Below are 23,982 nucleotides of genomic sequence, written 5' to 3'. Positions count from 1 at the left end.
CGGCTCACGCGCTGCGCTGCGCCGGTATCCCGGGCACCTCGCGCGGGATCGGGTCGACCGGCCGGTCGAAGGCGGGCTGGCGCCCGGCCCCCTGCCACTGCTGGTCGAACACGAGGGTCCGCAGCGTCTCGAACAGGATCAGGCAGTCCAGGCCGAACGAGTGGTGCCGGACGTAGTAGAGGTCGCAGGACGCCTTCAGCACGGAGCCGGCCTCGGAGCCCGCGTAACCGCAGCGGACCTGGGCCCATCCGGTGATGCCGGGCTTCACCACGTGCCGCAGCCCGTAGAACGGGATCCGCGCGTCCAGGCGCCGGACCAGGAGTGGCTGTTCCGGGCGGGGACCGACGATGCTCATGTCGCCGCGCAGCACGTTGATGATCTGCGGCAGCTCGTCGATGTGCGTACGCCGCATCAGCCGCCCGATCGCGGTGACCCGCGGGTCGTCCCGGGCCGACCACTGTTCGGCGGCCCCGTCGGCCACCCGCATCGATCGCATCTTCAGGATCTGGAAGGAGGTCCCCCGGTAACCGACGCGCTGCTGGCGGTACAGGACCGGGCCGTGGTCCAGCTTGATGAGGACGGCACAGACCAGCAGGACCGGTACGGCCGGGATCGCGGCGAGCAGCGCGACGGCGATGTCGAAGGCGCGCCGGGCGACCGAAGCGGCGTAGCGCTGGGTGGACGGTACGACGTACTGCAGCCAGGACGAGTCGATGAGATTGACCGCGACCAGCCCGAACGCCTCCTCGACGAACGCGGCGAGCCGCCGGACCGGGACGTCCATGGTCAGGTAGTCCCGGGCGAGCTCGTCGCAGGTCAGCCGGTACGCGGTCTCGGAGGACACCACCAGCAGGTCGACGGCGTGCGCGGCCACGACGTCGGTCAGGCGGGCGTGGTCGCCGAGCCGGGCCGGGCCGGCGTGCGGACCCGGCCGGGGCGAACCGTCGTCGATGTAGCCGAGCACCGTGTACCGGCGGGACGGCAGCCGGGACAGCTGTTCCCGGAGCGTGGCAGCCGTCCGCTCGTCCCCGACCACGACGATCCGGGTGGACGCGGGCCGGCGGCCGCTCAGCCGGGCGCGGGTCAGCAGCAGCGCAGCGACGCTGACGGCTACGGCGATCAGCAGGTGCCGCCACGACAGCGCGGTGGAGTCGGTCGCCGCGGCGATCGCCGCGAGCACCGGCAGGGCGATGAGCGGCCCGATCGCGGGGCGCAGCGCCGCGGACATCGGCAGGAAGCCGGCCCGCGCGGCCGGCCGCCGTACGGCGAGACAGCTCCCCAGGACGACGCCGCCGATCACCCAGGTCTCCGCCGGCCGCGGCGCACCCGCCGTCAGCGACAGAGCGACCGACACCGTCGCGGTGGTCGACGCGGCCAGGGCAGCTCGCCCCGCCGGGAAATAGGGGAATCGCGCCCTCACCAGGTCCTCCCGCCCATCGCAGCGATCGTCACCAGCAGAAACCGGCGCCGCGGTTCCTGTGATCGACCATTTCACCGGATCGGCCACCGACGACAGTTGCAAATGTCATGCGAAACATGATGACTTCTCACTTACCATTTCCGGCTTCGCGCCGCGCAACTCATCGTGCGATTGCGCCATTCCAGCGACCGTCCTGACAGGACGACCGAGGGGTGATCGGACTGTCGGACATCAATCCCAGCCGATCCGTCGAGGCGCTGCGGCGCACGTCCGAGCGCGAGTATGAGAGGTTTTCGTAAACGGCATGACATACGCTACTTGAACCGGGCCCCGCCGCCTGTGAATGTCGCCATTGCAGCTGCCATTCCTGACAAATAGTGATCGTCGTTTGGAACCTGGAGCCAATGATGAAGGTTCTTGTCACGGGCGGAGCGGGTTACATCGGTAGCACCGTCGCCTCCGCCTGCCTGGACGACGGCGTGCAGCCGGTGCTGCTGGACGACCTCAGCACCGGGCGGCTCGATTTCACCCGGGACCGCCTGTTCTATCGCGGCGACATCGCCGACGGCGCGCTGATCGACCGCATCTTCCGCGATCATCCGGACATCAAGGTCGTGGTGCACTGCGCGGCTGTCATCGTCGTATCCGAATCGGTGGACCAGCCGTCGCGCTACTACCGCGTGAACGTCGCCAAGACCCTCGATCTCGTCGAGCACCTCCGGCGCAACGGCTGCTGCCGGTGGGTCTTCAGCTCGTCCGCGTCGGTGTACGGGTCCGGAGCCGAGCAGTGCGTCGACGAACGGTCCCCGCTCAACCCGGACAGCCCGTACGCCCGGACCAAGGCGATGGTCGAGCAGATCCTGGCCGACTGCGCCCCGGCCTACGGCCTGCAAGTGATCACGTTGCGATACTTCAACCCGATCGGCGCGGACCCGGCCATGCGCACCGGCCCGTACGCCCCCCACCCGAGTCACGTCCTCGGCAAAATGATCGAGGCGGCGAGGGAGGGCACCCCGTTCGAGGTGACCGGCACGGACTGGCCGACCCGCGACGGCTCGGGCATCCGCGACTACATCCACGTCTGGGATCTCGCCCGCGCCCACGTCCAGGCCCTGCGCCGCTTCGACGCGCTGTTCCCGGAAACCGGTCACCGCTACGAGACCGTCAACGTCGGCACCGGCCGGGGCACCACGGTGCGCGAGTTGCTCGCCGCGTTCCAGCGGGTGCTGGGCCGGCCGCTGACCGTCCGCGAGGCCGGTCGGCGCGCCGGCGACACCGCCGGCAGTTTCACCCGCAGCGAGCGGTCCCGGGCGCTCCTCGGCTGGGAAGCCCAGCTCACCGTCGAGGACGGCATCCGGGACTCGCTGATCTGGGCGGGGTTGTCCGACACCCGGGAGGCGATCGCCGGTCCGGTCGCGTGGCCCATGGCGGGAAGCGGGGCCGCACCCAGCTGAGAGCGGACCCTCCACCAGGCGGAACAACCCCGCTCCGGCGGGCCGGCGTCGCCGGACGCCAGGCCCATCCGCCGGGCCGGCCGAGGCCCACCCGGACGATCGGCCCATTTCCGGGCTCCGCGATACCGATCACGGAACCGTCCTGGCAGGCTCACCAAGCGCGACGAAGCAGATGCTCGTCGATACCTGCCCACAGCGTCCGGGGACTTTCCATGACCATGCCGTGGCACCGCAGAAGACTCGTCAGGCGCGCCCTTCCCCTCCTGGTCGCCGGCCCGCTCGTCGCTTGGACGGCGGCGGTCGCCGTGCTGCCCGCGGAGGCGGCCACCGTCGTGAACGCCACCATCCACATCCCCGCCGACGTGCGGACGAACCCGTGCTCTCCCGGCGACGTCCTGAACCTCGACGGCGACATCCACATCGTCATCACCACGACGGCCAACGGCCGCGCCGGATACCAGGTCAAGGACCACCTGGACGCCCACCTGAGCGGCGTCAGCATCACCACGGGCGCCAAGTACCTCAGCAACGAGGCCAACAACGGGTCGTGGTCCACCGGCGCGGTGCTCCCCGCGGTGCACCGCGACGTCTACTCGTTCCTGCTGATCAGCCAGGGCAGGACACCCAACTACGTGCTGTCCGCGACCGTCAGCGAGACGGTCGACGGCACGGGCGGGGCCGACGTGACCGCCGAGCAGTGGTCGATGAGCTGCCAGGGCCGGGGGTGAGGCGCCGATGACGACGCCGGATCACGAAACCACCCGCCGGGAACTGCTGCGGCGTACGGCCACCCTGTCGCTGGCCGCGATCAGCGCCCGCGGCGTGTACGAGGTGCTCGAAGAGCTCGGCGGCGGGCCGGCGCGGGCGGCGGCCGCCCCACCGAGACGACGCCAGGAGCAGTACCTGGTCGACAACGTCGAGATCATCCTGGACAACGGCGTCACCGTCGCGATCCCGCCGCTGTACAACGACGTCATCACCGCCAGGCTCACCACCCGGACCACGTGGACGGTGACTGCGCTCAAGAAGGCGAAGACGCGGGTCGAGACCGCGCTGGCCGCCGTGGAGGCCCCGTACTCGTCCAACGCCGCCGGGCTCACCATGGTCGTCGGGTGGGGACTGCCGTTCTTCCGGACGTTCGTGCCGTCGCTGTGGCCCGCGTACCTGCCGGCCATCCCCGGCGCCGACCCCCGGCAGTACGCCGTCCTCGACGCGATCCGGTTCCCGAGCGACGACGCGAGCACGGTCCTGGAAGACAACCACGTGATGTTCAAGTTCCGCAGCGACTCCTCGGCCATCGTCAGCGGGGCCGAGCGGGCACTGTTCGAGGACCAGAACAGCAAGGCCTACATCGGCGACCTGTTCGACCTGACGAGCAAGCGCATCGGCTTCCTGGGCCGCGGCTTCGACAAGCCGAGCATCGGCCGGACCCTCGCCCTCGCCGCCGGCGTCCCGGGCGCGGGCAGCATCCCGGACCGCGCACAGCTCATGATGGGCTTCACCAGTACGCAGACACAGGCGCTGGCTCCGGACAACATCCCCAGCTTCGAGACCCTGCCGGGGGTCACCGACCAGTGGCCCAGCGGATACTTCGCGGCCGGCTGCGCCATGCACCTGTCGCACCTGTACCTGGACATCGACACGTGGTACCGCAGCTTGGACTTCAGCACCCGGACGAAACGGATGTTCTCCCCCCGTACCCCGGACCAGGCCGCCGGGACGGTGACCGTGCCCAACGGCCCCGCCCAGGTGGCAAGCCTGACGGAGGTCAAGCAGGACGCCGCGAACCTCCACCAGAGCGGACACAACTCGCTGTTGCAGCTGGCCACCCGGCTGGGCGCCGACGTCACCGACAACTACGGGCGCGTCCGCACCAAGGGAGCCGCGGTGCCGCTGCGCGAGGACTTCAACACGCTCGACGACCCGTTCTCGTGGGCGCCCGGTGGCGTCGGTCCGGCCGACAAGCCCGGGTTGCACTTCGTCGCCTTCGTGCCGGGGCATCACCTGTTCCACCGGGCCCGGCTGGCCATGGACGGCGTGCTCCCCGACGGGACGGACCTGCGGCAGGCCCCGTACAGCATCGCGGCGCGCGACAGCGGCATCAACGCGATGATGCGCGCCTCGCACCGGCAGAACTACGTGATCCCGCCGCGACGCAACCGCTCGTTCCCCCTCGCCGAGCTGCTCACCTGAGCACCGCGGGGGTTTCCGGCTGATCACCGCGAACACTGACCGTAGCTTCGGCCGGGACTCGTGGCGGCTCATCGCGATGATCCCTTCGGCGCCGAGCCCGCCCGGGCAGACCGATGACATGGGCCTTTCCGTGACGCTTCAGCCTTCCGTCAGCGGAGCTCGAACACTGGTTCCCGTCCGCAGGGAAAGCAGATCGGTGGAAGGATGAGAATGCGGCACAAGATAGTGACCATGGTGGTGTGCGCCGTCGCCGTGCTGGCGTCGAGCGTGACGGGTGCGGGTGCGGCGCAGGCCGCCCCGGTGAGCGCGCGGACCGGCGTGTTCGTCCCGATCCGGAACAACCAGACCGGGTTGTGTCTCCAGCCGGAGACGCTCGACGAATTCGCCCAGGTGGTGCAGGAGCCCTGCAACGGTCAGCCGATGCAGGGGTGGCTGTTCCAGCGCGTGACGGGTACGCGGTACAAGTTCATCAACCAGGCCGATGGTTTGTGCCTGGACGAGTTCGACCGGCTGGCGATCGGCGCCCGGGTCCTCATGGGCCAATGCGTCCGAATCAGCAACGAGGAGTGGCAGACCCACGTGACGTTGCCGTTCTTCGCGGCGCCACTGGAATCACGCTCCGGCAACACCGACACGGAGTTCTGCGCCGAGGCCGGATTCGGCCGGGCGATCCTGATGACCGGGTGCACCGGTACGACGTTCCAGACCTGGAACATCGGCGCTTGAGAAGTTGCTGCGGCTCCGGAAACCGCAGCCGTGCACTTGGGGCCTCCGCCCGGCTGGTCGCTGTGCGATCACGCCGGGCGTGGGTGCTCAATCGAAGCGTCATCGGGCGGCGGTATGACCCATCCGCTATCGGTTGACTCCGGCGGAGTCGCAATGCGACCGTTCCCTCGATCGATCGATCAGCGTCGGTGCGTTGCCGCTCGTCGTACTCCACCGCGATGCGGCGGCGGCTCACTGTCGGTTGCTCTCCGCAGAGATGGGACATCCATGCGCGTACGACGGGTCCTCGCACTCGCCACCGCCACAGTCACCGCAGCCATCGGTGTTGTCGCCGGGCCCGCGCCGGCACAGGCCGTCGCGGCTACCACACTGTCCTCCACCATCGCACTGAGCAACTGCTCGGCCTCTCTGGTGCGGTACCCGTCCTCGACGAGCAGCGACCGCGCGATGATGCTGACCAATGGCCATTGCTATGAAGGCGGCTTCCTCGGCGCCGGTCAGGTACTGCAGAACCGCACCTCGTCCCGTTCCGGAAGCCTGCTCGACAGCGGCGGCCGAACGCTCGGCACGGTACGAGCCGACCGGATCCTCTACGCCACAATGACTGGCACTGACGTCACGCTCTACCGCCTGACAACTACCTTTGCCACCCTGCAGAGCCGGTACGGCGCGACGGCGCTGACGATCGCGAGCAACCGTCCGCCGAACGGCCAGAGCATCACCATCCCGTCCAGCTACTGGAAGCGCATCTGGAACTGCAAGATCGACGGTTTCGTCCCGCAGCTGAAGGAGGGCAACTGGACCTGGCGTGACTCGATCCGCTACGACGCGAACTGCGACACCATCCACGGCACCTCCGGTTCACCGATCGTCGACGCCACGAGCGGCCAGGTCGTGGGTATCAACAACACCGGTAACGATGACGGGGAACGGTGCACCGTCAACAATCCGTGCGAGGTGGATGCCAATGGCACCGTGACGGTGTCACAGGGGCAGAGCTACGGCCAGCAGACGTACTGGTTCACCACGTGCCTGACCGCGACCCGCACGATCGACCTCACCAAGTCGGGCTGCCTGCTGACCAGGCCTTCGGCCGCCTGACAGGACCGGTGCCCGATCAGGTCCTCGCCGGCGGTCCATCCGGGCCGGGCGTGACGTGAACGGGAGGACTCCCGGGAATGCGTCCCCGGCCCTCGGCATCTGGCGAGGGCCGGGGACACCACGACCGGCGCCGGCGTTGCGACGACCCGCAGCGCTCCGGCCTCAGTCGTCGTCCGAATCTGCCTGCGAGTGGGCCTCCCGTAGGCGCTCAAGCTCCTTCTCGTCGAGGTTCACCGTGATGCCGTGGTTCCTCATCACTTGCACCAGCGAGGCGAGCGAGAGATGAACATCCTTCTTGCCAGCCTCCTGCCACCCCGACTCATTCAGCGAGTCCCCGGGAAGCGTGAATGGGATCTTGACGCCGAAGTGAACTTCCGAGCACATGATCGCAGTTCCGTCCGGACGGGTTCCACACTGAAAGATACGCACCTCGTCGATGAAATCTCCAGGCATGATGACCCTCCAACGGGCGCGATTCAACGGGCTCGGAACCATGCACTTTCGCAGTTCCGAGTGATCGAGGCAAGGGATCGATCGGATCGTCGACGGGCGCCGTTCGGCGGTCGGTGTCGAGCTCAAAGATCGTTACGAGGCAACGGTAACCATCGCCTCGATCAAACAGGACTGACTTCCGATGGTGCTGGTCGGCCGAAGGGAGGAGCCGGATCTGAGCGGAGCGGCGATAGGGCGGCACGCCTTCACGGAGTATGTCTCAATCGAATCCCTCGAATGTGAGGAGCGGTTATGCGTACGTCGGGAAGGTTTGCCGCGGTCTCATCCCTGGTGGTGCTGGCCCTCGCGTCCGGCACCGCCTCCTGGGCCGGTTCCCGGGACCCGGTGCAGGTTTCGCACGGAAGCCCGTTCGCCGGCTGCACGGTCGGCGCCGCACCGGGCTCGGTGCTGTACCCCGGGGCGGAGGTCGAGCCGTCGGTCACCGCCAACCGCTTCCGTCCGAGCGAGGTCGTCGGCGCCTGGCAGCAGGACAGGTGGAGCGACGGCGGCGCGCACGGCCTCGTCGCCGGCTACTCGCGCAACGGCGGCAAGACGTTCACCGAGGTGCCGTGGCCGGTCTCCCGGTGCGCGCCGGGCGGCCTGAACTACGAGCGGGCTTCCGATCCTTGGGTCAGCGCCGGGCCGGGATCCGTCGCCTACGGCAGCGCGCTGGTCTTCGACGCCAACTCGCCGCGGAACGGGGTCGTCGCCCTCACCTCGTACGACGGCGGCCGGAGCTGGCGCAACGTGACCGAACTGATCGTCGACACCGAGCCGGGCATCGTGGACGACAAGAACTCCGTGACCGCCGACCCGGCCCGCCCAGGCTCGGCCTACCAGGTGTGGGACCGGCTGCGGCTTTCGCCCGACGGCTCGCTGCTGTTCACCGGCCCGACTCTGCTGTCGGTCACCCGTGACCTCGGACGCACCTGGAGCCGGCCACAGGTGATCGTCGACACCGGAGAGTTCCAGCAGACCATCGGCAACGTGATCGTGGTGAACCGGCGCACCGGCGAGCTGTACGACTTCTACGAGAGCATCCAGTACACCGACGCCACCGCGACCGCCACCGTCTTCACCAGGTACGAAATGGTCCGCTCCACCGACGCCGGACGCAGCTGGAGCCGGCCCGTCGTGGTCGCGGACGACACCGGCGTGCAGGACGTCGACCCGAACACCGGAGCGGTGCTGCGGACCGGCGTCGGCATCCCGTTCCCGGCCATCGACCCGCGGACCGGCGAGCTGTACCTGGCGTACGAGGGCACCGACTTCACCGGCGGCGCGTACAACCAGATCCAGCTCGTGCGCAGCCCCGACCGGGGCCGGACGTGGAGCGCGCCCACCCGGGTCAACAGCGACACCACGGTGCCGGCGTTCACCCCGAGCATCGCAGTCGCCGAGAACGGGGACGTGGGCGTCACCTACTACGACGTGCGCACCCTGCGGCCCGGGAACACCACGACGCTGCCGACCAGCACTTGGCTCACCGTCTCGTCCCGCGGCGGCCGCCACTTCGACCGCGAACGGCAGATCGCGCCGGTCTTCGACATGCTCCAGGCTCCCCAGGCGGGCGGTTACTTCATCGGTGACTACCAGGGGCTGGCCACGGCCGGCGACCAGTTCCGGGCACTGTTCGTGACCACGCACAGCGGCCGGCCGGACAACCGCACCGACGTCTCCTACACCGAATCCGGATCTCTCAGCACCAGTCGGACGACCACAGCCTCGCCCCTCCGAGCGTTCCGCGCGCCGGCCCGCCAGCACCCGACGATGAGGAGGTGACTTTCAGCGTGCCGGTCATGACGGCGCCTCGGCCGCGGTGTGGGATGCCTCGATAACTCGGGCCAGCACTGCGTCGGTGACCGGGTCGCCCCTTCGATGCCCGGGTGGTTGCCCGCCAGGCCACTATCCGGGCGACGGCGCGGCGGCCATGACGGCGTAGATCTGGTCGACCGGCCGGCGGGTAGCGGTGGGTTGGCGTCGTCGTACGTGTGCGAGCGCCGGACCGCTGCGAGTGGGAAAGCCTCCGGTCACGTGTGTATCGGCGGGGCTCCACTTGGCCTGCCATTTCGCCGTCACGTACGGAAAAAAGGGTTGGGCCCCGGTCGGCGTGGACTCGGAGATCGACACGTGGCGCACTGACTTGGCATAGATCGAGGGGCGTTGTCGCGTTGCGAGCTCAGCGGGCACGCTGAGCTCCGGCGAGGACAGGTGTAAGGTCCCTTCTGCGAGTTCGGTGAACGCCGCGGCGATCCTCGGTGCCGGGCGGGCGTCGACATCGAGTTTCGTAGTGGCCGCGGCGCAGATTCTGTACGAAGGCGTGCCCGGCTATCACTACCTGTGCTGTCCGATCGGTCCGCAGTCCGCGCATGGGTCTCAGCCGGCGCTTGAGCTGACGATGATCGGCTTCTATCCGGTTGTTCGCGTACTGCTCGACGTGGTGCCACACCGCCGGCACCAATTCCTCACGGCTGGGTAGACCGGTGTGGCGTGGGTGACCTCGTCGTTCGGGATGACCTTCAGCGTCTGAAGCGCTCGCGTGAAGAACCGGCGAGCGGCTGCGGCGTCTCGCCGGGCCGAGAGCAGCCCGTCGCTGACCTGTCCGTGCTGGTCGACCGCGCGGTAGATGTAGTGACACACGACGTTGACCTTGACGGAGGTTTCGCCGACGAACCACCGGTCGCCTGGCGCGTGCCGTGTGAATCGTGCGGCGTCGGCCAGCAGCGGGGTGAACCGCTGCACCCACCGATAGACGGTCACATGGTCGACGTCGATCGCGCACTCGGCGAGCAGTTGCTCGACGTCGCGGTACGACAGGCCGTAGCGCAGGTACGGCGCACCGCCACCACGATCACCTCCGGCGGGAACCGGAACCCGGCGAACGCCGAGCGGGGATCAGACCAACGACGAGACCGAACCGCGGACTTCATAGCTCAACCCTGCCCGATCATTCGCTCAGCCGACGCAACAGAGTCCACGCAACTCCCATCGCAACACGCAGTTGGGAAACGACGGCCGTCCGCGCGATGCTGCAGAACCCGCGCTACATCGGCCGCAGGTCTGGAATCGAGCACGCACCGACGACCGCGGGTCGCAATTTCGCAGCCGAAATTTGCCTGCGCCCTCGACCACCACCGCATGGTCGGATCGATGGGCAGAGTCGGCGCCGCCGGCGAACACAGCCATGGAATCGTTCTTCGGGTTGCTGCAGAACATCATCCTCGATCGACACACCTGGCACCCGCGACAGCTGCGGATCGCGATCGCGGCCTGGATCGAACGGACCTACCACCGCCGCCGACGACAGCGCTCACTGTCCCGGTTGACCCCTATCGAGTACGAGACCATCATGACCCACCGGCCAGTCAGGCCGGTTGACTTGACCTCTCACCTATCGGTGCAGCAGACCTCCGTCTAAGACGCACAAGACGCTAGCATCTAGTGACAAATTCGATGCATTTCCGGGCTTGACGGCAACCGTGACGGCAACGCAAGCGCGCACCCAGACGCGTGCAACCCGCATTCACAGCAAGTAATCGGCTCATCATGTCGCGTCCCAAAGACGACCACGCTCGCAGAAAGGACGTACCGTCTACGCTCCGCCCATGTCACGACAGATATCAAGTCAGCGCGGAAGCCTCAAACCTGCGCTAATTGCACCACCATCTCGCATGTCCCCAGAAACCTTCCAACACTGCCCGATCCTTGCGGTCAGCTCGCAAGCGCAATTACCAACGGATCTGAAGACTCATCGAGATAGTCATGCCCTGGAAAGTAGTCGATGTGAAGATGACTCATAGCGTCCGCATCATCTGCGAATCCCCGCACATTCGTAGCAAATAGATTGAGCTGAGGAAGGCCTCCACGGATTTCTAACTCGTCTGAACCAACAGAACATACTACTGCGATCGGGCCTGACGCTAGGAGTACATTAACGCGCGACAGGCTCCGACCGTAAGGCGAAGGATCGCCAACTCGATCGAGATCTAAGGATCCGGAACCTGAGATCAATAGGCTGGCGAAATCGGTCAATTCTGCGGCGGTTCCCCGCAGTTCCATCTCCCGGGTCGCATCGAGTCGCCGAAGCTGCATTAAATCTCCTTCATCGATAATTTTAGGCCACTGATACCGTGCCAACACGGGATCGCATGACACATGCACACGAACCATCCGTTTACTGGCTTCGACGACAGAGGCCGACTGAGGATATTACGGGCGCACACGCACCGCCACCTCAGCCGACCCTAAACATTGCTGCCGGACGTCGCGTGTCCCAGCGCGCGGTTACGATTCACCTCGCGGCATTCAGGCTAACGCATCATCTTCATAAACTCCACCGATAAGGAAGAGCACCACCCCTCAATAGCCTGCGGGTTTCAGTATTTCGGATCGATGGTCGGTCTCGCGAAGACTAGTCCCACCAATCACCATTCCTGATAGTTGCCGGATCGATGGGCGTGTGCGGATCCCTGAGTGGCCCCGTAGTTACGGTTCGACCATTTACCTGCGTCTCCAGGTTCAGGTGCGGACCCCACTGCTGTACGTGGGCGCTATTGGGGTTCACGTCAAAACGCGCGATCTTTCTGACGGTGTTCCCGGCCGAATCCACCGTGACGCTCATGAATTGCACGCCACCACTGCCCGAGCGAACGACCGTAGGATTATCACCAACATGCTTCGCCGCCTGGTCGAGGGCAGTATCCATGGAGACGCTGCACGGACCCGTGTTGTGCACCAGCACTGGTGTGTTGCCGGCGAGCACATAGTACGTGTGGATGTCGGCGACCGTGAGATTGTACGCGTCGTCGATCCGACTTTCCTTGGAGAGCGACCCCACTGGCGAAGTGGAACTCTTGGGCCCGAGGAGAAGATCGCCGTAGTCGAGCGCGTCAGCGCGTTGCCATTCGTGGTCGGTGGCGTTCCAGAACGGATGGTCTTCCGTTGTTGCAATGGTCTCGCCTGCGACGGTCAGATCGAAGAGCGCATCTTGGTGGACCCAGACCTCAGTGACTACTCGCGGGCCCTCTCGGCCAGACTCAGGGTCTGTGGCGAGTACAACGTCGCCGACCTCGAGTTCCTTCATCGGCTTTGTAGTGCCATCCGCCATGAGCACCGGTGTATTCTCGCCGAAACTACAGGCTTTCCCCACCTTGAGAAGCTTCGTGGCCTTCCCGAGAGGTACGATCCCTACCGTTTCGATCGCGGCGGTCGTGTAGTCGCCCCTTTCCACAGCCTTCTTGATAAGGACGACAGAGTATGGAATTCCGACGTACGGAACCATGCTCATGTAATTGTAGTATGCGTCGCGGTTTGCCTGGTCCGCGGCGAGAGAGGCGGTGCAGTCGCCTAGGTATTCACAGGCGTAGGCGATCCAGGCCTGATTTTTTTCTGCTTCGGTGAGGTCGGTGATGTGGCATGCGCCGATGGTGAGGTAGCCGACGCCACAGCCGTCAATGAAGTCAACAGCGAACTTGGCGAATTTCGGTGGTTTCTTTTTCGTGACGGCGCGGTGTTCGGCGGCGTTGGAGGAGGAGCTGGTGCTGGTGGAGGTGGGCTTGTCGGAGTCTTTGCGTCCGCCGCCGGGTTTGCCGCCGCCGCTGGTGTCGTCGCCTTTGTCTTTGCCGGGGAAGTCGTCGTACTGGCTGCCGCCGCCGACGTTGCAGCCCCAGGCGTAGTCGCAGTCGGCAAGGCCGGTGGGGTCGCTGAATGATGCGGGGTTGTTGTGGCTGTAGGCGTAGCCATGCCACTGCTGGGCGTCGTCGAGGGTGAGGACGGGGTCGACGGAGATGAACCGGCCGGTGGTGGGGTCGTATTCGCGGGCCCCGAGGTGGGTCAGGCCGGCGGGATCTTTGGTTCCGCCGAGGAAGCCTTTGTCGATGAAGGGCGGCCATACACCGTTGGTGGTGCCGCGTTCTTCACCGAAGGGCAGGGTGCGACGGCGCGTGGTGGCCAGGGTGCCGGCGTCGACGGTGGCTTCGGAGGTTTGGTGATGGTCGTTGACCATCCATTTGAGTCCGGCCGCGGTGCGGACACCGATGGTGGTGCCGACGTGGTTGTAGTAGCGCGTAGCGGTGACGGCGCCGCTCGTGGTTTGCCGGACCTCGGTCCCATCGGGCAGGTAGAGGGTGCTGCCGGTGGCGTCACGACGGATGATGCGGTTGCCGTCGGCGTCATAGACATAGCTGGTGGTTACGCCGTCGATGACGGCGGTGGCGAGGTGGCCTTCGACGTCCCAGGTCAGTTTCTGGTTGTTGGTGTCGGTGCCGAGGGCACAGTTGTTTCCGGCGGCGCCCGCGGGGCGGCAGGTGGTGTTGCCGGCGGCGTCGTAGTCGTACGTTTCGGTCTTGGTGGTGGCCCCGGCCGGGTTGGTGGTGGTGACGGTCTGCAGGGCGTGTGGTTTGCTGCCGGCGCCGCCGCCCTGTGTGGGGTAGGTGTAGTCGCGGGTGGTGTCGCCGCTGGCGGTGTGCCTGATTTCTTTGGTGCGTGAGCCGGTCAGGCCGGGCTTGTCGGTGTACTGGTATGAGTGCCAGTACGGTGCGGGCCCGCCCATGGCGCTGACGGTGGTGGGTGCGGTTTTGCAGTCGGGGTTGGTCGGGGTCCACGCTTCGGTGAGGCGCCGCAGATAGTCGTAGGCGTAGCACTGCGTGTCGGCGGTGCCGTTCGCTGGTTTGTCGGTGATCGCGGTGATGTTGCCGATCGCGTCGTAGTCGTAGTGGAACTTCGAGATGTCTTGGGTGGCGAGTTCGGCGATGGCGCTGGCGTCGCTGAGTCGGCTGGTGTGCTGGTCGTAGATGTAGCTCTGCCAGATGCGCTTGGGTTGCTCGCCGAGGACGCGCTGGGTGAGCTGGCCGAGTTTGTTGTAGGTGACTTGTTGGACGTAGATCTGGCCGGCGGTGACGATTCCCGCGGCGGCGCCGACGTCGTTGTAGCCGTACAGGAATCTCTCGCTGGGTAGGTCTGCTGCCTGCGGCAGGGTGGCGGTGGCGGTGTGTCCGCTCGCGCGGTAGGTGACGCTACTGGCGTAGGTGCACGGTGTGGTGCCGGCGGCGGCGCAGAGACCGCCCTCGGCGGCGGGAATGGTGGTCTGGTTCTTGGTGGCGCGCCCGGCGGTGTCGAACTCGGTGACTTCGTTGACGTACTGCTGGCCGTTGAGGTAGCGGATCGATTTGTTGAGCTTGCCGATGCCGTTGGGTAGTTGGTCGTAGACCCATTCGGCGCGTTTGGGACCGTCGATGGTGGTGTCGCGGCTGGTCAGGCGTCGGCCGAGGTCGTCGTAGGTGTAGGCGAGGGTTTGCTGGCGGGCGTCGGTGGTGGTGAGCAGTTGCCCGGCGGCGTCGTAGGTGTAGGTGGTGGTGCCTTTGTCGGGGTCGCTGTCGCTGGTCTTGCGGCTGAGTTGGTCGTAGGTGTAGCGCCAGGTGTTGCCGGCGGCGTCGGTGAAGGACGCGAGTTGTCCGCGGCTGGTGTAGGCGTACTGGCTCTTGTCGTAGCTGTTCGGGTCGGCGCTGCCCAGATCGGAGCGCTTCTTGTACTGGCGGACCTCGGTCTGTTGGCCGCGGCCGTCGACGATGCTGGAGGTGGCGGTGCCGCCGTCGGGTGGGGTGATGTCGGTGCGTTCGCCGGCGTAGGCGTAGGTGGTGTTCCACTTCGCGACGGTGCCGACCATGAAGGTGCTGGTGGTGATCCGGGCGGCGCCGTCGTAGGTGTTCACGGTGGTCGCGGGGGGCGGCGGGTCGCCGGGGCCGCCGGCGAATTTGTCGGCGGTGGGGGTGGCGTTGGTGGTGTCGTAGTACGGGCTGGAGGTCCAGTCGAGCAGACCGCGCGAGTCGTAGACGGTGTCGGTGATGGTCCGGCCGCCGCCGGGTGCCTGTGTCTGAGTCTGGCGGGGTCGTAGCTGGCCGTCGTACAGGGTGATTCCGGTGGCGTAGGTGTTGGAGCCATTGGGCAGCAGCGTCTTGGTGGTGACGGAACTGGGCAGCTTGTTGCGCAGTTGGTAGGCGTACGACGCGTTCGGGGCGGTGGGGTTGGTGGCCTTCGGTCGGCCGGGAAGCCACACGCCGAGCAGCCGCCCGGACGCGTCGTAGGTCATCTCCGTGCTCTGGCTGTTCGGGTCGGCGACCTTCGTCGGCACGCCCCAGGCGGGGTGCAGCGTCGTGGTGGTCGTCCGGCCGAGCGCGTCGGTTCCGGTGGTTGCGGTGACCGGGCCGGCCGACGCGGGAACATACTTGGTGCCGGTCTTGCGGCCGAGCGCGTCGAACAGGTCCAGGACCCGGCCGTTCGGGTCGAAGGTCGCCCTGTTGGCGGTGCTCCACACCGGTGTGGCGCCGTTCCAGGACGAGATCTGCTCGGTCTTGACCGCGTCACCCTTGACCGGCAGATCGGTGTCCCAGTTGTTCGCCGCGTTGTCGTAAGTGATGCGCGTGCTGGCGTGCATGTCCCTGGGAAGGACCGCCGTGGTGGTGCAGGCAACGCCGACGGTTTCGGACCTCTTGGTGAGGTTGAGCATCCACCTGTCGGCGTTACGCGCGTACCAGGTGCGGGTGCAGCGGTCGTCGGCGGTGGTGGACTCGTCGCCCAGGTCGTCGGCGGTGGTCGGCAGGTTGTCGCTGTTGTAGGAGAAGGCCGTCTTGCTCCAGCGGGTGCCACCGTTGGACAACTTGGTACGGGCGCGAAGCGTGCCGGTGTTGACCATCCACGCCTTCAGCGGGCCGCTGCTGGCGGTGGGGCCTTGCTTGACCGGTGTGCTGATCAGACCGGAGTTCCAAGCCCCGCCGGCACCGAGCAGGGTGGTCTGCTCATACAGCATCCCGGCATAGGCCTCATGGTCTTCGATCTTGGTGTTCTGGGAGTCGGTGACCCACTCGTCGCGGGTGAGGGTGAGCTTGCCGTCCTTGTCCGGCTGCTTGTCGCCGTCCATGCCGCGCAGGTAAAGGTATTCGGTCGCGGATTGCACGCCGGACTCCAGCCCGGTGCGCACGCGGACTTTGCCGTAGCCACGGAACTGGCCCCAGGTGCGGTACTTGACCTTGACGAGCTCGGAATCGTCATAGTGCCATGCCGGCGCGTCGAGATAGTCGTAGTTGCTCTGCTCGTGGGTGAAGCCGCCGGTCTGGTCGTACACATCCACCCGCGCCACCCGGTAGTGGTGGAACCAGTCCAGCTTGGGGTCTTCACCGCTGGGCGCGTACCACTGCGGAAAGCAACGCTTGCCGTTGCTGTGCGGGGCTGGCAGCGTGCTGCGGGTGCACTCCGTGCCGGAGTAGGTCACGCCGATCTGCGCACCGGATTCGGTGGTGATGGTCTTGATGCGTGACCGGAACAGGCTGGAGCGGCCGTCGGCGGGTCCGTCGACGCGGTTGGCCAGCGGTTCGTTGCCGGCGTCGAAGACGATCTCGGGGTCAGTTGTCTCTGCCCCGCCGCCGGCCCCGGTGACCTTGCCGGTGTGGGTGATGCCGGCCAGCCACATGGGCTTGCCCTCATTGCCGCCGGCCTGCAGGTAGGTGTGGCGCAAGGTCCAGGACTCGACGTCGGTGTAGGTGGTGCCGGTGCCGGAGTAGACCTGGGTACGGATGCCGGCCAGGCGCTTGGTGGTCCAGAAGGTGGGCGCGAGCTGGTCGGTGCAGGGCGCCGCCTTGCAGTACTGGTCCCACGGCGTGTCGACCCAGGAGGCCGGTACCGGGTCCGTGCCGTTGTAGCAGCTGCTCGCGCAGCGGTTGTCGGTGGTGAACAGGACGCGGGCGGCTGCCTGCACGGTGGTGGCGGCGTCGATGCGGTTGCCGTAGTCGATACGGCTCAGATAGCCGCCCCGGTCGTAGGTGGTCCGCTTGTCCTTGGACCCTTCCCTGCCGTAGGCGCCTTGCTCCGTGCCGTAGTAGTAGGACATGGCGTTGCCGTGCGGGTCGACGACATAGTCCAGGTTCCACCGCCACGCCTGGGTCTTGCCGGAGTCGGCGAACTTGTCCGCGACGTACCCGGGTTCCTTGGGGTGGTTGCCGTACACCGGCACGGTCCACGTCGAGTTGGTGACTTCGGTGCCGGAGGCACCGCCGGGGACCTTGTTGCGGCCGAAGTAGTACTGGGTGCCGTCGAGGGTCGTGACCTTCCAGTACTCGCCGTTGTCGTCGCCGTTGCCCAGGGTGGTGTCGGTCAACAGCTCGATCTTCGAGCCGTCGTCGGCGACGCCCTTCCACTGGTTGCCCGACGATTTGACCAGCTCGGTGGCCTGGCCGTTGAACGACATGGTGGCGTTGCCCTCAGGCTTGTACCAGCACAGGTCGCCGACATCGAGGCTTGCGTTGTTGGGCTTGACGGCGTCGACGGCGTCCTTGTCCTCCTGGCACCCGACGAAGGTCCGCTCGATGGAACCAGGCCACAGGTCCCAGCCGTCACCGATCCACGAGCCTTGGGTGTTGGTCCCGGCGGTGCGCCCGTCGACCGACGCCGAGGAATACGACAGGGACAGGGACGGTGCCGGCCCGCCGACACCGGGTGGCGTGCGTAGCGGCTGGGACCAGCTGAAGCCGCCGTTCTGCTGCGACACACCCCAGGTGCCGGCCTGCGACAGACTCGTGGCCGAGTAGGTGCCGTTGTCGCCGGACGCGCCGGCGCTGACCGCCAGCGTCGTGACGGCGCCGTTGGCGGCCAGCGGCACCACTGCCGACACGGTCGAGGTCTTCGTGTCGTTCGTGCCCGCCACCGGTTTCCCGTTGGCCAGGTTGACCAGGCGCAGCCGCGAGGCCCAGTCGCCGCCGTAGGCCTGGGCGAAGCCGGAGTAGTCAACGGTCACCGATGTGGCGCCCGCGGTCGGGGCGCCGTCGCTGCGGTGGAGGTCGAGGACCAGCCCGGCCACCCCCGCGCGTTTGGTGGCGGCCCGGTCGCGTATCGCGACGCTCACTGCGTCCACCGGGGTGGCACCGCCGGCTGCCTTGGCGGCGGTCTGCGGCACGCCACTCACCCACACCGGAAGGTTGCCGACGCGAACGGGCTGCGGCCGTGCGGCCGGTCCGTTGCCCGCGTCGGCTTGACGTGCACCGGTGGCGGCCTTGCTCGCGGCCAGGTTGGCAATCGCCCGTCCGCCGGCCGGCCAGGTCACCGGTGGTGCCTTGAGGACCTCACGGGCACCGGCGGTCCACGAGGGGCGGCCGGGGGGCGGTTCGGCGGAGTGCCGGGGCACGCCTGCCACCTCGGTCGGCCTGGGTGCCGGCGGCGGCTGCCACGGGGCGGCCGCTGCGGGGCCGGCCGGCAGCTCGGCGGCCAGCGTGACGACCAAGGCGGCCGCCAGTGTGGCGGCGAGCCGCCGTCGGCGTCCGCCGATCAGTCTCGGTTGATCGGCGGTTGGCTTGGCCCCGGTACGCCCGTTCATGGTTGCCTTCCTCGCTGCGCCTGGCAGGGGGTATCGATTGCGGCGGAACCGGTTGCCCGATCCCGGCGCGGGACTGACGTGATGCATGGTCGTATTACTGCAGGGACCACCGCGCGACTGACTCGGCGGGGGCGGCGCCTGGTACCGCGCGTACCTCGTCGATGTCGCCGTTCCAGCCGTCGGCGTCCGCGCCGCCGACGGCGTTGCCGATGGTGAAGGAGCCCGTGGCCGACCACGGTGCGGTGTTGTTGACGACCGACGTCTCGACGCCGCCGTTCAGGTCACCACCGTTGACGTACAGCGTCATCGTGGCGTTGACCCGGTCGTAGACCCCGGCCAGGTGCACCCAGTCCTCCGTGACGAACTGGGGGGTGCAGGCGGCCGTCACGCCCGCGGTCGGGCTGTCGGTCTGACGCATGGTGAAACACCAGGCGAGATCTTTGGTGCCGTCGCCGTCGGCGTCGATCTGGTCCTCGCGGAGTTGCAGCTGGAACATGGCGGCGTTGGCACCGGCCTGCGACACGACCGTGTCGTATCCCGCCGCGGCGCGGTCGGTCATGCGCGCCCAGCCGGCCACGGTGAATCCGGCGGCATCGGCGGTGTTCAAGACCGGCGATTGCGTATCGAGTTTCCCGGTGCCGTTCATGGCGATGGCGGCGCTTCCCGCACGCCCGGGTGTAGTCCATGCCGTGCCGGTCGTGCTGGCGGTGACCGGCCGGTTGTTGTCAGGGGTTGAGGCGCTGACGGTACCGGCGCCCTCGTCGAGGCTCCACTGCCAGCTTTCACCGGAGCTGCGCACCAAGTACTTGTAGAACTGGATCTCTGAGGTGAGGCCACTGCCGGTGCGCGATTGCACAGCCAGGATGTTCCGGCCGTCGGACGGTGGCGCCAGCGTGACGGTCGAGGTCGTGCCGGTGATTTCGCGGACCGACAGGTCGTCCCAGTACACCGCCTTGGCGGTGTTCGCACTGGTGGAAGGGTAGCCGTTGTATACGCGCACGAAGGCTTCGGTGGCGCCGGCGGGCACGGTCAAGGTCAGCGAAAGCTGCTGCCAGCGGCCGGTGACGCTGGCCATCGCCGACTTGGCCTCGTTGTAGGTGGTGGCGCCGGCCGCTTTGGCGTACGCGGTGATCCGCAGGCCTCGGGGTGTGCCGAAGGTGCCGCTGGGGCTCAATCCTGTCGTGGGTGGCACGTAGATCCAGCCGGTGATCTGGTACCGCTTACCGCCTTGCATGCCCAGCTGCAGGCCGCCTTTGTCACCGCCGACGGAGGCGAAGGTGTCGCCGGCCGCGCCGTCTGCTGTACCGGTGGCCTTCGGGTTGAGCTGCAGCGAACCGCCGGCCCAGTGACCCAGCTCGGAGCGGGCCATGCTGGTGCTGCCCAGCACGGAGAACCCGCTCAGATCGGTGGTGACGCTTTGCTGGTTGGTGCTCAGTTTGTCGGTCGCGGTGATGCCGGCCGGGATGGTCACCGCGCTACCGCCGTTAAGGCTGTAGATGTACTCCGTGACGCCGGTACCCTGGTTCGGGCCGAACGTGAACGACCCGGGCTGACCGATGCCCCCGTTCCAAGTGCCGCCTTCCTCCTCGGCGTAGACATCACTGACCACGGTGGGCAGGTCCGGCATGGTCGTATTGACGGTGAAAGTGAACCACGTCGTCGAAGCCACCGCCGGGGCGGTGTAGGCGCTGCACAGTGCGGCGCCGTCGAACTTCTGGCAGGCCCGGACCCGATAGTGGTACGTGCCATTCGCCAGCTTGGTGCCGGAGACCGGCACTACCTCCCAGGGTGCGGTCTTGCCCGACGCCACCCCTGTCACCGCGGTGCCGGACCGGGCGACCACGGACTGCTTGGTGCTGTTGAAGACCTCGAACTCCACCCACATCGTGCCCCCGTCCGGATCAGACACCGTCGCCGACAACGTCGGCGTGCCAGAGCTGACCGTCGCCGGCGACGAGCACGCCTTATAACACGAGTTGATCTTCAACCCGGTGGGCACGTTGGGCTTGTGGTTGTAGACCAGCTCGACGTAAGGCCGGTTCGAGGAGGCTTCCGAGGAGTTGAACTTCTTCCAGCCGTTGTGGTTCGACTCGCTGCTCGCCCGGAGGCCGATCTTCGCCCAGCTCGCGGCTGAATTGTTCAACACGGACTGGAAGGTGTTCCGCACCGACACCGACACCCACCCGTCGGAGCAGGACCCGTAGCCCTTCGTTCCCGTGGACGTGCCGTCGCGTGACTCCCAGGCCGGTTGATGGCTCCACCGGGCCGACGTGTCGGCGAAGCTGACACTCCACGCCTCCCACGCGGTGGGCGTACACGACCACGAGTGGGTGTTCCACAAGAACAACTCGGCCGACGCGACGGTGGCCCCCTCCAGACCTCCGAGGCGCTGGAAGTTCAGCAACGAACGAGCCGTGCACCCCGAGCCGCAGCCCTCGCTGGAGTCGTCGCTGTAGCCCAGCTTCAGCTCGGAGGAACCGGACTGGTCCGTCGAGTAGGTGTTCTGGATGAACGCGTCGAAAGCCGGAGCGATATCGATCGCCGGATCAATCGTGACCGGGTAGACCACATCCGGTGCACGGAAGAACGCGGGATCTGCGGTCAGCACCAGGTCGGTCGCACCGGCAACCGTGGCGGTGCTGACGGCCACATCCGCCTGGTACACCGGCTCCCCGGACTTCGACGACACCCGGGCATCCCACATGCGCGCGGGCGACACCACCGGCGACACCACCGGATCTTGTGACATCGCCTGCGCGCGAGCCGTACCGGTCGGCACGTCGGACAACGGCGGTCCGCTGTAGGGCATGGCGATCGCGGCCACGCTGGACACCGCAGCCTTGGTCTTGACCACAAGGAAGTACTCAAAGCCCACCGGTCGCGCCTCCACGACCAGATCCAGACCCGGCTTGACGTCGGCGTAGGTGGCACGCGAACCGGCAACCGCCGGTACGGGCAAAGGCCCTCGCCAGCCCAGCGACACCCGGTCCACGCCCGAGCCCAGACTGACCAGGGCTTCACTATCCGCCGATCGAGTACCCGACAGCGTCAGTCCACGAGGATGCGCCTTGGGAGCCACACTGCCATCAGCCTTGACCTCCATGGCGAGATCCACGGCGACCCAGCGGCCAGAGGCGTCGCGCATACGCTCCGGCGCGGCGTGCACCGAGGACCGGAAGGTGCCGTCCGGCTGCGCCCACGTCACGGACGTTTCGGAGGTGCGACCGGTCACCAGCACCGGACGTTGGTAGCGATACGCCATCCGGGCCGCGCCCGCGTCGTCCGGCGCCTCCAACGCCTTCGAGGCGGCCGCACCCTCCACCGGCGCCGTACGGCTGTCAGCAGCCGCTGGTGCTGACCAGGCCAGTGCTGACATGCCGACCGTCAAGACTCCGGCCAGCACTGCAGCCGCCCACCGTCGCACGTACGACGGTGGGCGGTTGGCGGATCGGGAGATGGGCGTGCGGGCAGGCTTGAGCGGCGCGATCATCGATCCCCCGTGTCACCAAACGTCGGTTAGCAGCACGGAGCCCGCAGTGGTGCGAGTCGATGCAACGGCATGCTAGCGAACCATGACGCTCCGCCACAAGATCTTGGGATGTGACCTCAGAAGAGCCACCTGCTCCTACCGGCTCTCGGTCTACAGGTACTGCTGCCACCGCAGGTTCTGCGGTGCGATCTCGGTAGGCCGGTGTTCGTCCTGACCGCACGGCGGCGCCTGTACTGAAGGTGGGGCGTCTCTTCGCGGCTGTCGTCCGTCGGCGGCAATCCACGACAACCGCACAACAAGCCGGCATCGGACTTACCGCCTGTGACAAGAAGCTGGCCAGCTACCGCGCCACCCTCGACGCCGGCGCCGATCCGACCGTGGTCACCGCCTGGATCACAGAGACCCAAAGGAACGCCGACGCATCGAGGGTCTGATCGCCACCATATTCCAACCCGAAACCTGACCACGACTGACCCGCGACCAGATCAAGGCCATCGTCCAACAAACCGGTGAGCTCACCACCGCCCTCACCGAAGCAAACCCCAGCGACCGCGCCGAGGTCTACCGACAACACGGACTCATTCTCACCTAATCACTAGAACGACAAAAGTCCCGCGTACGGGCTCAGCCTGACGGGACTCATATGGGGAAATAGTTCGTGTCCGAGACTCGACACTGGGATTACGCCCACGGTGATCGCCTCCTGCGAGCTGCCGTCGGCCTCCCGGTGTGGCGAGGGTTCGTAACGGCGGCCTTGACAGTGCACGCCTTCCGGGCCGTTGCGACTCGGTGGTGAGGTCTAGAGTGGACGCGTGCTGGGAGTCGTCGCGACCGCGCTTGGCGGTCCTGAGGTGTTGCAGGTGACCGAGCTGCCCGATCCTGAGGCAGGGACCGGGCAGGTGGTCGTCCGGATCCGCGCGGTCTGTGTGCACCCGGCTGACCTCGCCGCCACCACCGGGGAAATCCCTCGCGGGCCGGTTCCGCCGCCGTTCTCGCCCGGGTGGGACATCGCCGGCGAGGTGGCCTCGGTCGGTCCCGACACGGCGGAGTTCCGGGTGGGCGACCGTGTCGTCGGGATGATCCCGTGGTACTCGACCCGGGGTAACCCCGGTGGCTACGCCGAGTTCGTGGCCGCCGACGCGGACTGGATGGTGCCGTTGCCGGACGGGCTCGACTTCGCGTCCGCGGCCACGGTGCCACTCAACGCCCAGACCGCACACCAGGGGCTGTCACTGGTGTCCTTGGCCATGCTCCCGGCCGGCAGCAGCATCCTGGTCACCGGCGCCAGCGGCGGGGTCGGCGGCTTCGCCACCCAGCTTGCCGCTCAGGGCGGCTACCGTGTCCTGGCGCAGGCCAGCGACGAGGATGAGCACTGGGTGCACGGTCTCGGCGCCCACGAGGTAGTCCCCCGCTCCGCCGATCTGGCCACGGTAGGGCCGGTGGCCGCCGTGTTCGACGCGGTCCCCATCGGCGAGGCGGCTGCCGCTGCCATCGAGGACAGAGGAGTCGTGGTCACCACCCGGCCCACGCCGCCCATCGTTCCGGCCCGTGGTGTGCGCCAAGAGCTGCAACTCATCCGGCACGACCGCGAGCTGTTGGCGTCCCTGGTGGGGCAGGTGGCGGCGGGACAGCTGCGCACGCGCGTGGCGGCCACGATGGCGATGACCGAAGCGGCCGACGCCCACCGGCGGGTCCTGGCCGGGGGCCTGCGCGGGAAACTCGTGCTGACGGTGGGCTGACGGCCGCA

The 23,982-nt window shown here is 67.3% G+C and carries 13 protein-coding genes and 2 pseudogenes; 8 read left to right on the top strand and 7 right to left on the bottom strand.

The window, feature by feature from the left end:
- Nucleotides 1–4: 4 nt before the first annotated feature.
- Nucleotides 5–1,420 (bottom strand): sugar transferase, encoded by a 1,416-nt coding sequence (locus Ani05nite_RS02365; RefSeq protein ID WP_203763909.1) that lies wholly within the window; start codon nucleotides 1,418–1,420, stop codon nucleotides 5–7.
- Between the two features lie 407 nt (nucleotides 1,421–1,827).
- On the opposite strand from Ani05nite_RS02365, the gene galE reads away from it, so the two are divergent.
- The 5 genes from galE (at nucleotide 1,828) to Ani05nite_RS02340 (ending at nucleotide 6,894) form a co-directional block, all read left to right on the top strand.
- A complete protein-coding gene (galE, locus tag Ani05nite_RS02360) occupies nucleotides 1,828–2,874 on the top strand; it encodes a UDP-glucose 4-epimerase GalE (RefSeq protein ID WP_203763905.1) in 1,047 nt (348 codons plus the stop codon).
- Between the two features lie 212 nt (nucleotides 2,875–3,086).
- The gene (locus tag Ani05nite_RS02355; RefSeq protein ID WP_203763902.1) at nucleotides 3,087–3,602 is read left to right on the top strand and encodes a hypothetical protein; all 516 of its coding nucleotides are present in this window, start codon (nucleotides 3,087–3,089) and stop codon (nucleotides 3,600–3,602) included.
- A 7-nt stretch (nucleotides 3,603–3,609) separates the two neighbouring features.
- Entirely contained in the window at nucleotides 3,610–5,067 is a 1,458-nt protein-coding gene (locus Ani05nite_RS02350) for a DUF7405 family protein (protein WP_203763899.1), read from the top strand.
- A gap of 231 nt (nucleotides 5,068–5,298) precedes the next feature.
- A complete protein-coding gene (locus Ani05nite_RS02345; protein WP_239129239.1) occupies nucleotides 5,299–5,793 on the top strand; it encodes an RICIN domain-containing protein in 495 nt (164 codons plus the stop codon).
- A gap of 267 nt (nucleotides 5,794–6,060) precedes the next feature.
- On the top strand, nucleotides 6,061–6,894 hold the full coding sequence (locus Ani05nite_RS02340; protein ID WP_203763894.1) for a S1 family peptidase: 834 nt from the start codon (nucleotides 6,061–6,063) through the stop codon (nucleotides 6,892–6,894).
- Nucleotides 6,895–7,056: 162 nt separating this feature from the next.
- Here the strand turns inward: Ani05nite_RS02340 and Ani05nite_RS02335 are convergent, their stop codons facing one another.
- The gene (locus Ani05nite_RS02335; protein WP_203763891.1) at nucleotides 7,057–7,347 is read right to left on the bottom strand and encodes a hypothetical protein; all 291 of its coding nucleotides are present in this window, start codon (nucleotides 7,345–7,347) and stop codon (nucleotides 7,057–7,059) included.
- A gap of 291 nt (nucleotides 7,348–7,638) precedes the next feature.
- On the opposite strand from Ani05nite_RS02335, the gene Ani05nite_RS02330 reads away from it, so the two are divergent.
- On the top strand, nucleotides 7,639–9,168 hold the full coding sequence (locus tag Ani05nite_RS02330) for an exo-alpha-sialidase (protein ID WP_203763888.1): 1,530 nt from the start codon (nucleotides 7,639–7,641) through the stop codon (nucleotides 9,166–9,168).
- A gap of 444 nt (nucleotides 9,169–9,612) precedes the next feature.
- Here Ani05nite_RS02330 and Ani05nite_RS02325 read toward each other — a convergent pair.
- A pseudogene (locus tag Ani05nite_RS02325) lies at nucleotides 9,613–10,316 on the bottom strand (IS6 family transposase); the annotation flags it as partial.
- Between the two features lie 152 nt (nucleotides 10,317–10,468).
- Between Ani05nite_RS02325 and Ani05nite_RS02320 the strand changes: the two are divergent.
- A pseudogene (locus tag Ani05nite_RS02320) lies at nucleotides 10,469–10,804 on the top strand (integrase core domain-containing protein); the annotation flags it as partial.
- A gap of 293 nt (nucleotides 10,805–11,097) precedes the next feature.
- Here the strand turns inward: Ani05nite_RS02320 and Ani05nite_RS02315 are convergent.
- The 4 genes from Ani05nite_RS02315 to Ani05nite_RS02300 all read right to left on the bottom strand — a co-directional run bounded on the left by Ani05nite_RS02315 (nucleotide 11,098) and on the right by Ani05nite_RS02300 (nucleotide 22,809).
- Nucleotides 11,098–11,526 (bottom strand): Imm32 family immunity protein, encoded by a 429-nt coding sequence (locus tag Ani05nite_RS02315; RefSeq protein WP_203763885.1) that lies wholly within the window; start codon nucleotides 11,524–11,526, stop codon nucleotides 11,098–11,100.
- Nucleotides 11,527–11,797: 271 nt separating this feature from the next.
- Nucleotides 11,798–18,745, bottom strand: coding sequence for a polymorphic toxin-type HINT domain-containing protein (locus tag Ani05nite_RS41740; RefSeq protein WP_203763882.1), 6,948 nt, complete (start codon nucleotides 18,743–18,745; stop codon nucleotides 11,798–11,800).
- Nucleotides 18,746–18,839: 94 nt separating this feature from the next.
- Nucleotides 18,840–22,235, bottom strand: coding sequence for a DNRLRE domain-containing protein (locus Ani05nite_RS02305; RefSeq protein WP_203763879.1), 3,396 nt, complete (start codon nucleotides 22,233–22,235; stop codon nucleotides 18,840–18,842).
- 340 nt (nucleotides 22,236–22,575) lie between these two features.
- On the bottom strand, nucleotides 22,576–22,809 hold the full coding sequence (locus tag Ani05nite_RS02300; protein WP_203763877.1) for a hypothetical protein: 234 nt from the start codon (nucleotides 22,807–22,809) through the stop codon (nucleotides 22,576–22,578).
- A 238-nt stretch (nucleotides 22,810–23,047) separates the two neighbouring features.
- Between Ani05nite_RS02300 and Ani05nite_RS02295 the strand changes: the two genes are divergently transcribed.
- Nucleotides 23,048–23,974 (top strand): NADP-dependent oxidoreductase, encoded by a 927-nt coding sequence (locus tag Ani05nite_RS02295; protein WP_203763874.1) that lies wholly within the window; start codon nucleotides 23,048–23,050, stop codon nucleotides 23,972–23,974.
- The last annotated feature ends 8 nt before the right edge of the window (nucleotides 23,975–23,982 follow it).

Origin of the sequence: Actinoplanes nipponensis (assembly GCF_016862275.1) — a bacterium.
GTDB classification, from domain to species: Bacteria; Actinomycetota; Actinomycetes; order Mycobacteriales; family Micromonosporaceae; genus Actinoplanes; species Actinoplanes nipponensis.
Note: the sequence above shows the minus strand (reverse complement) of the source record. Positions and strands in the feature narration are given on the sequence as shown.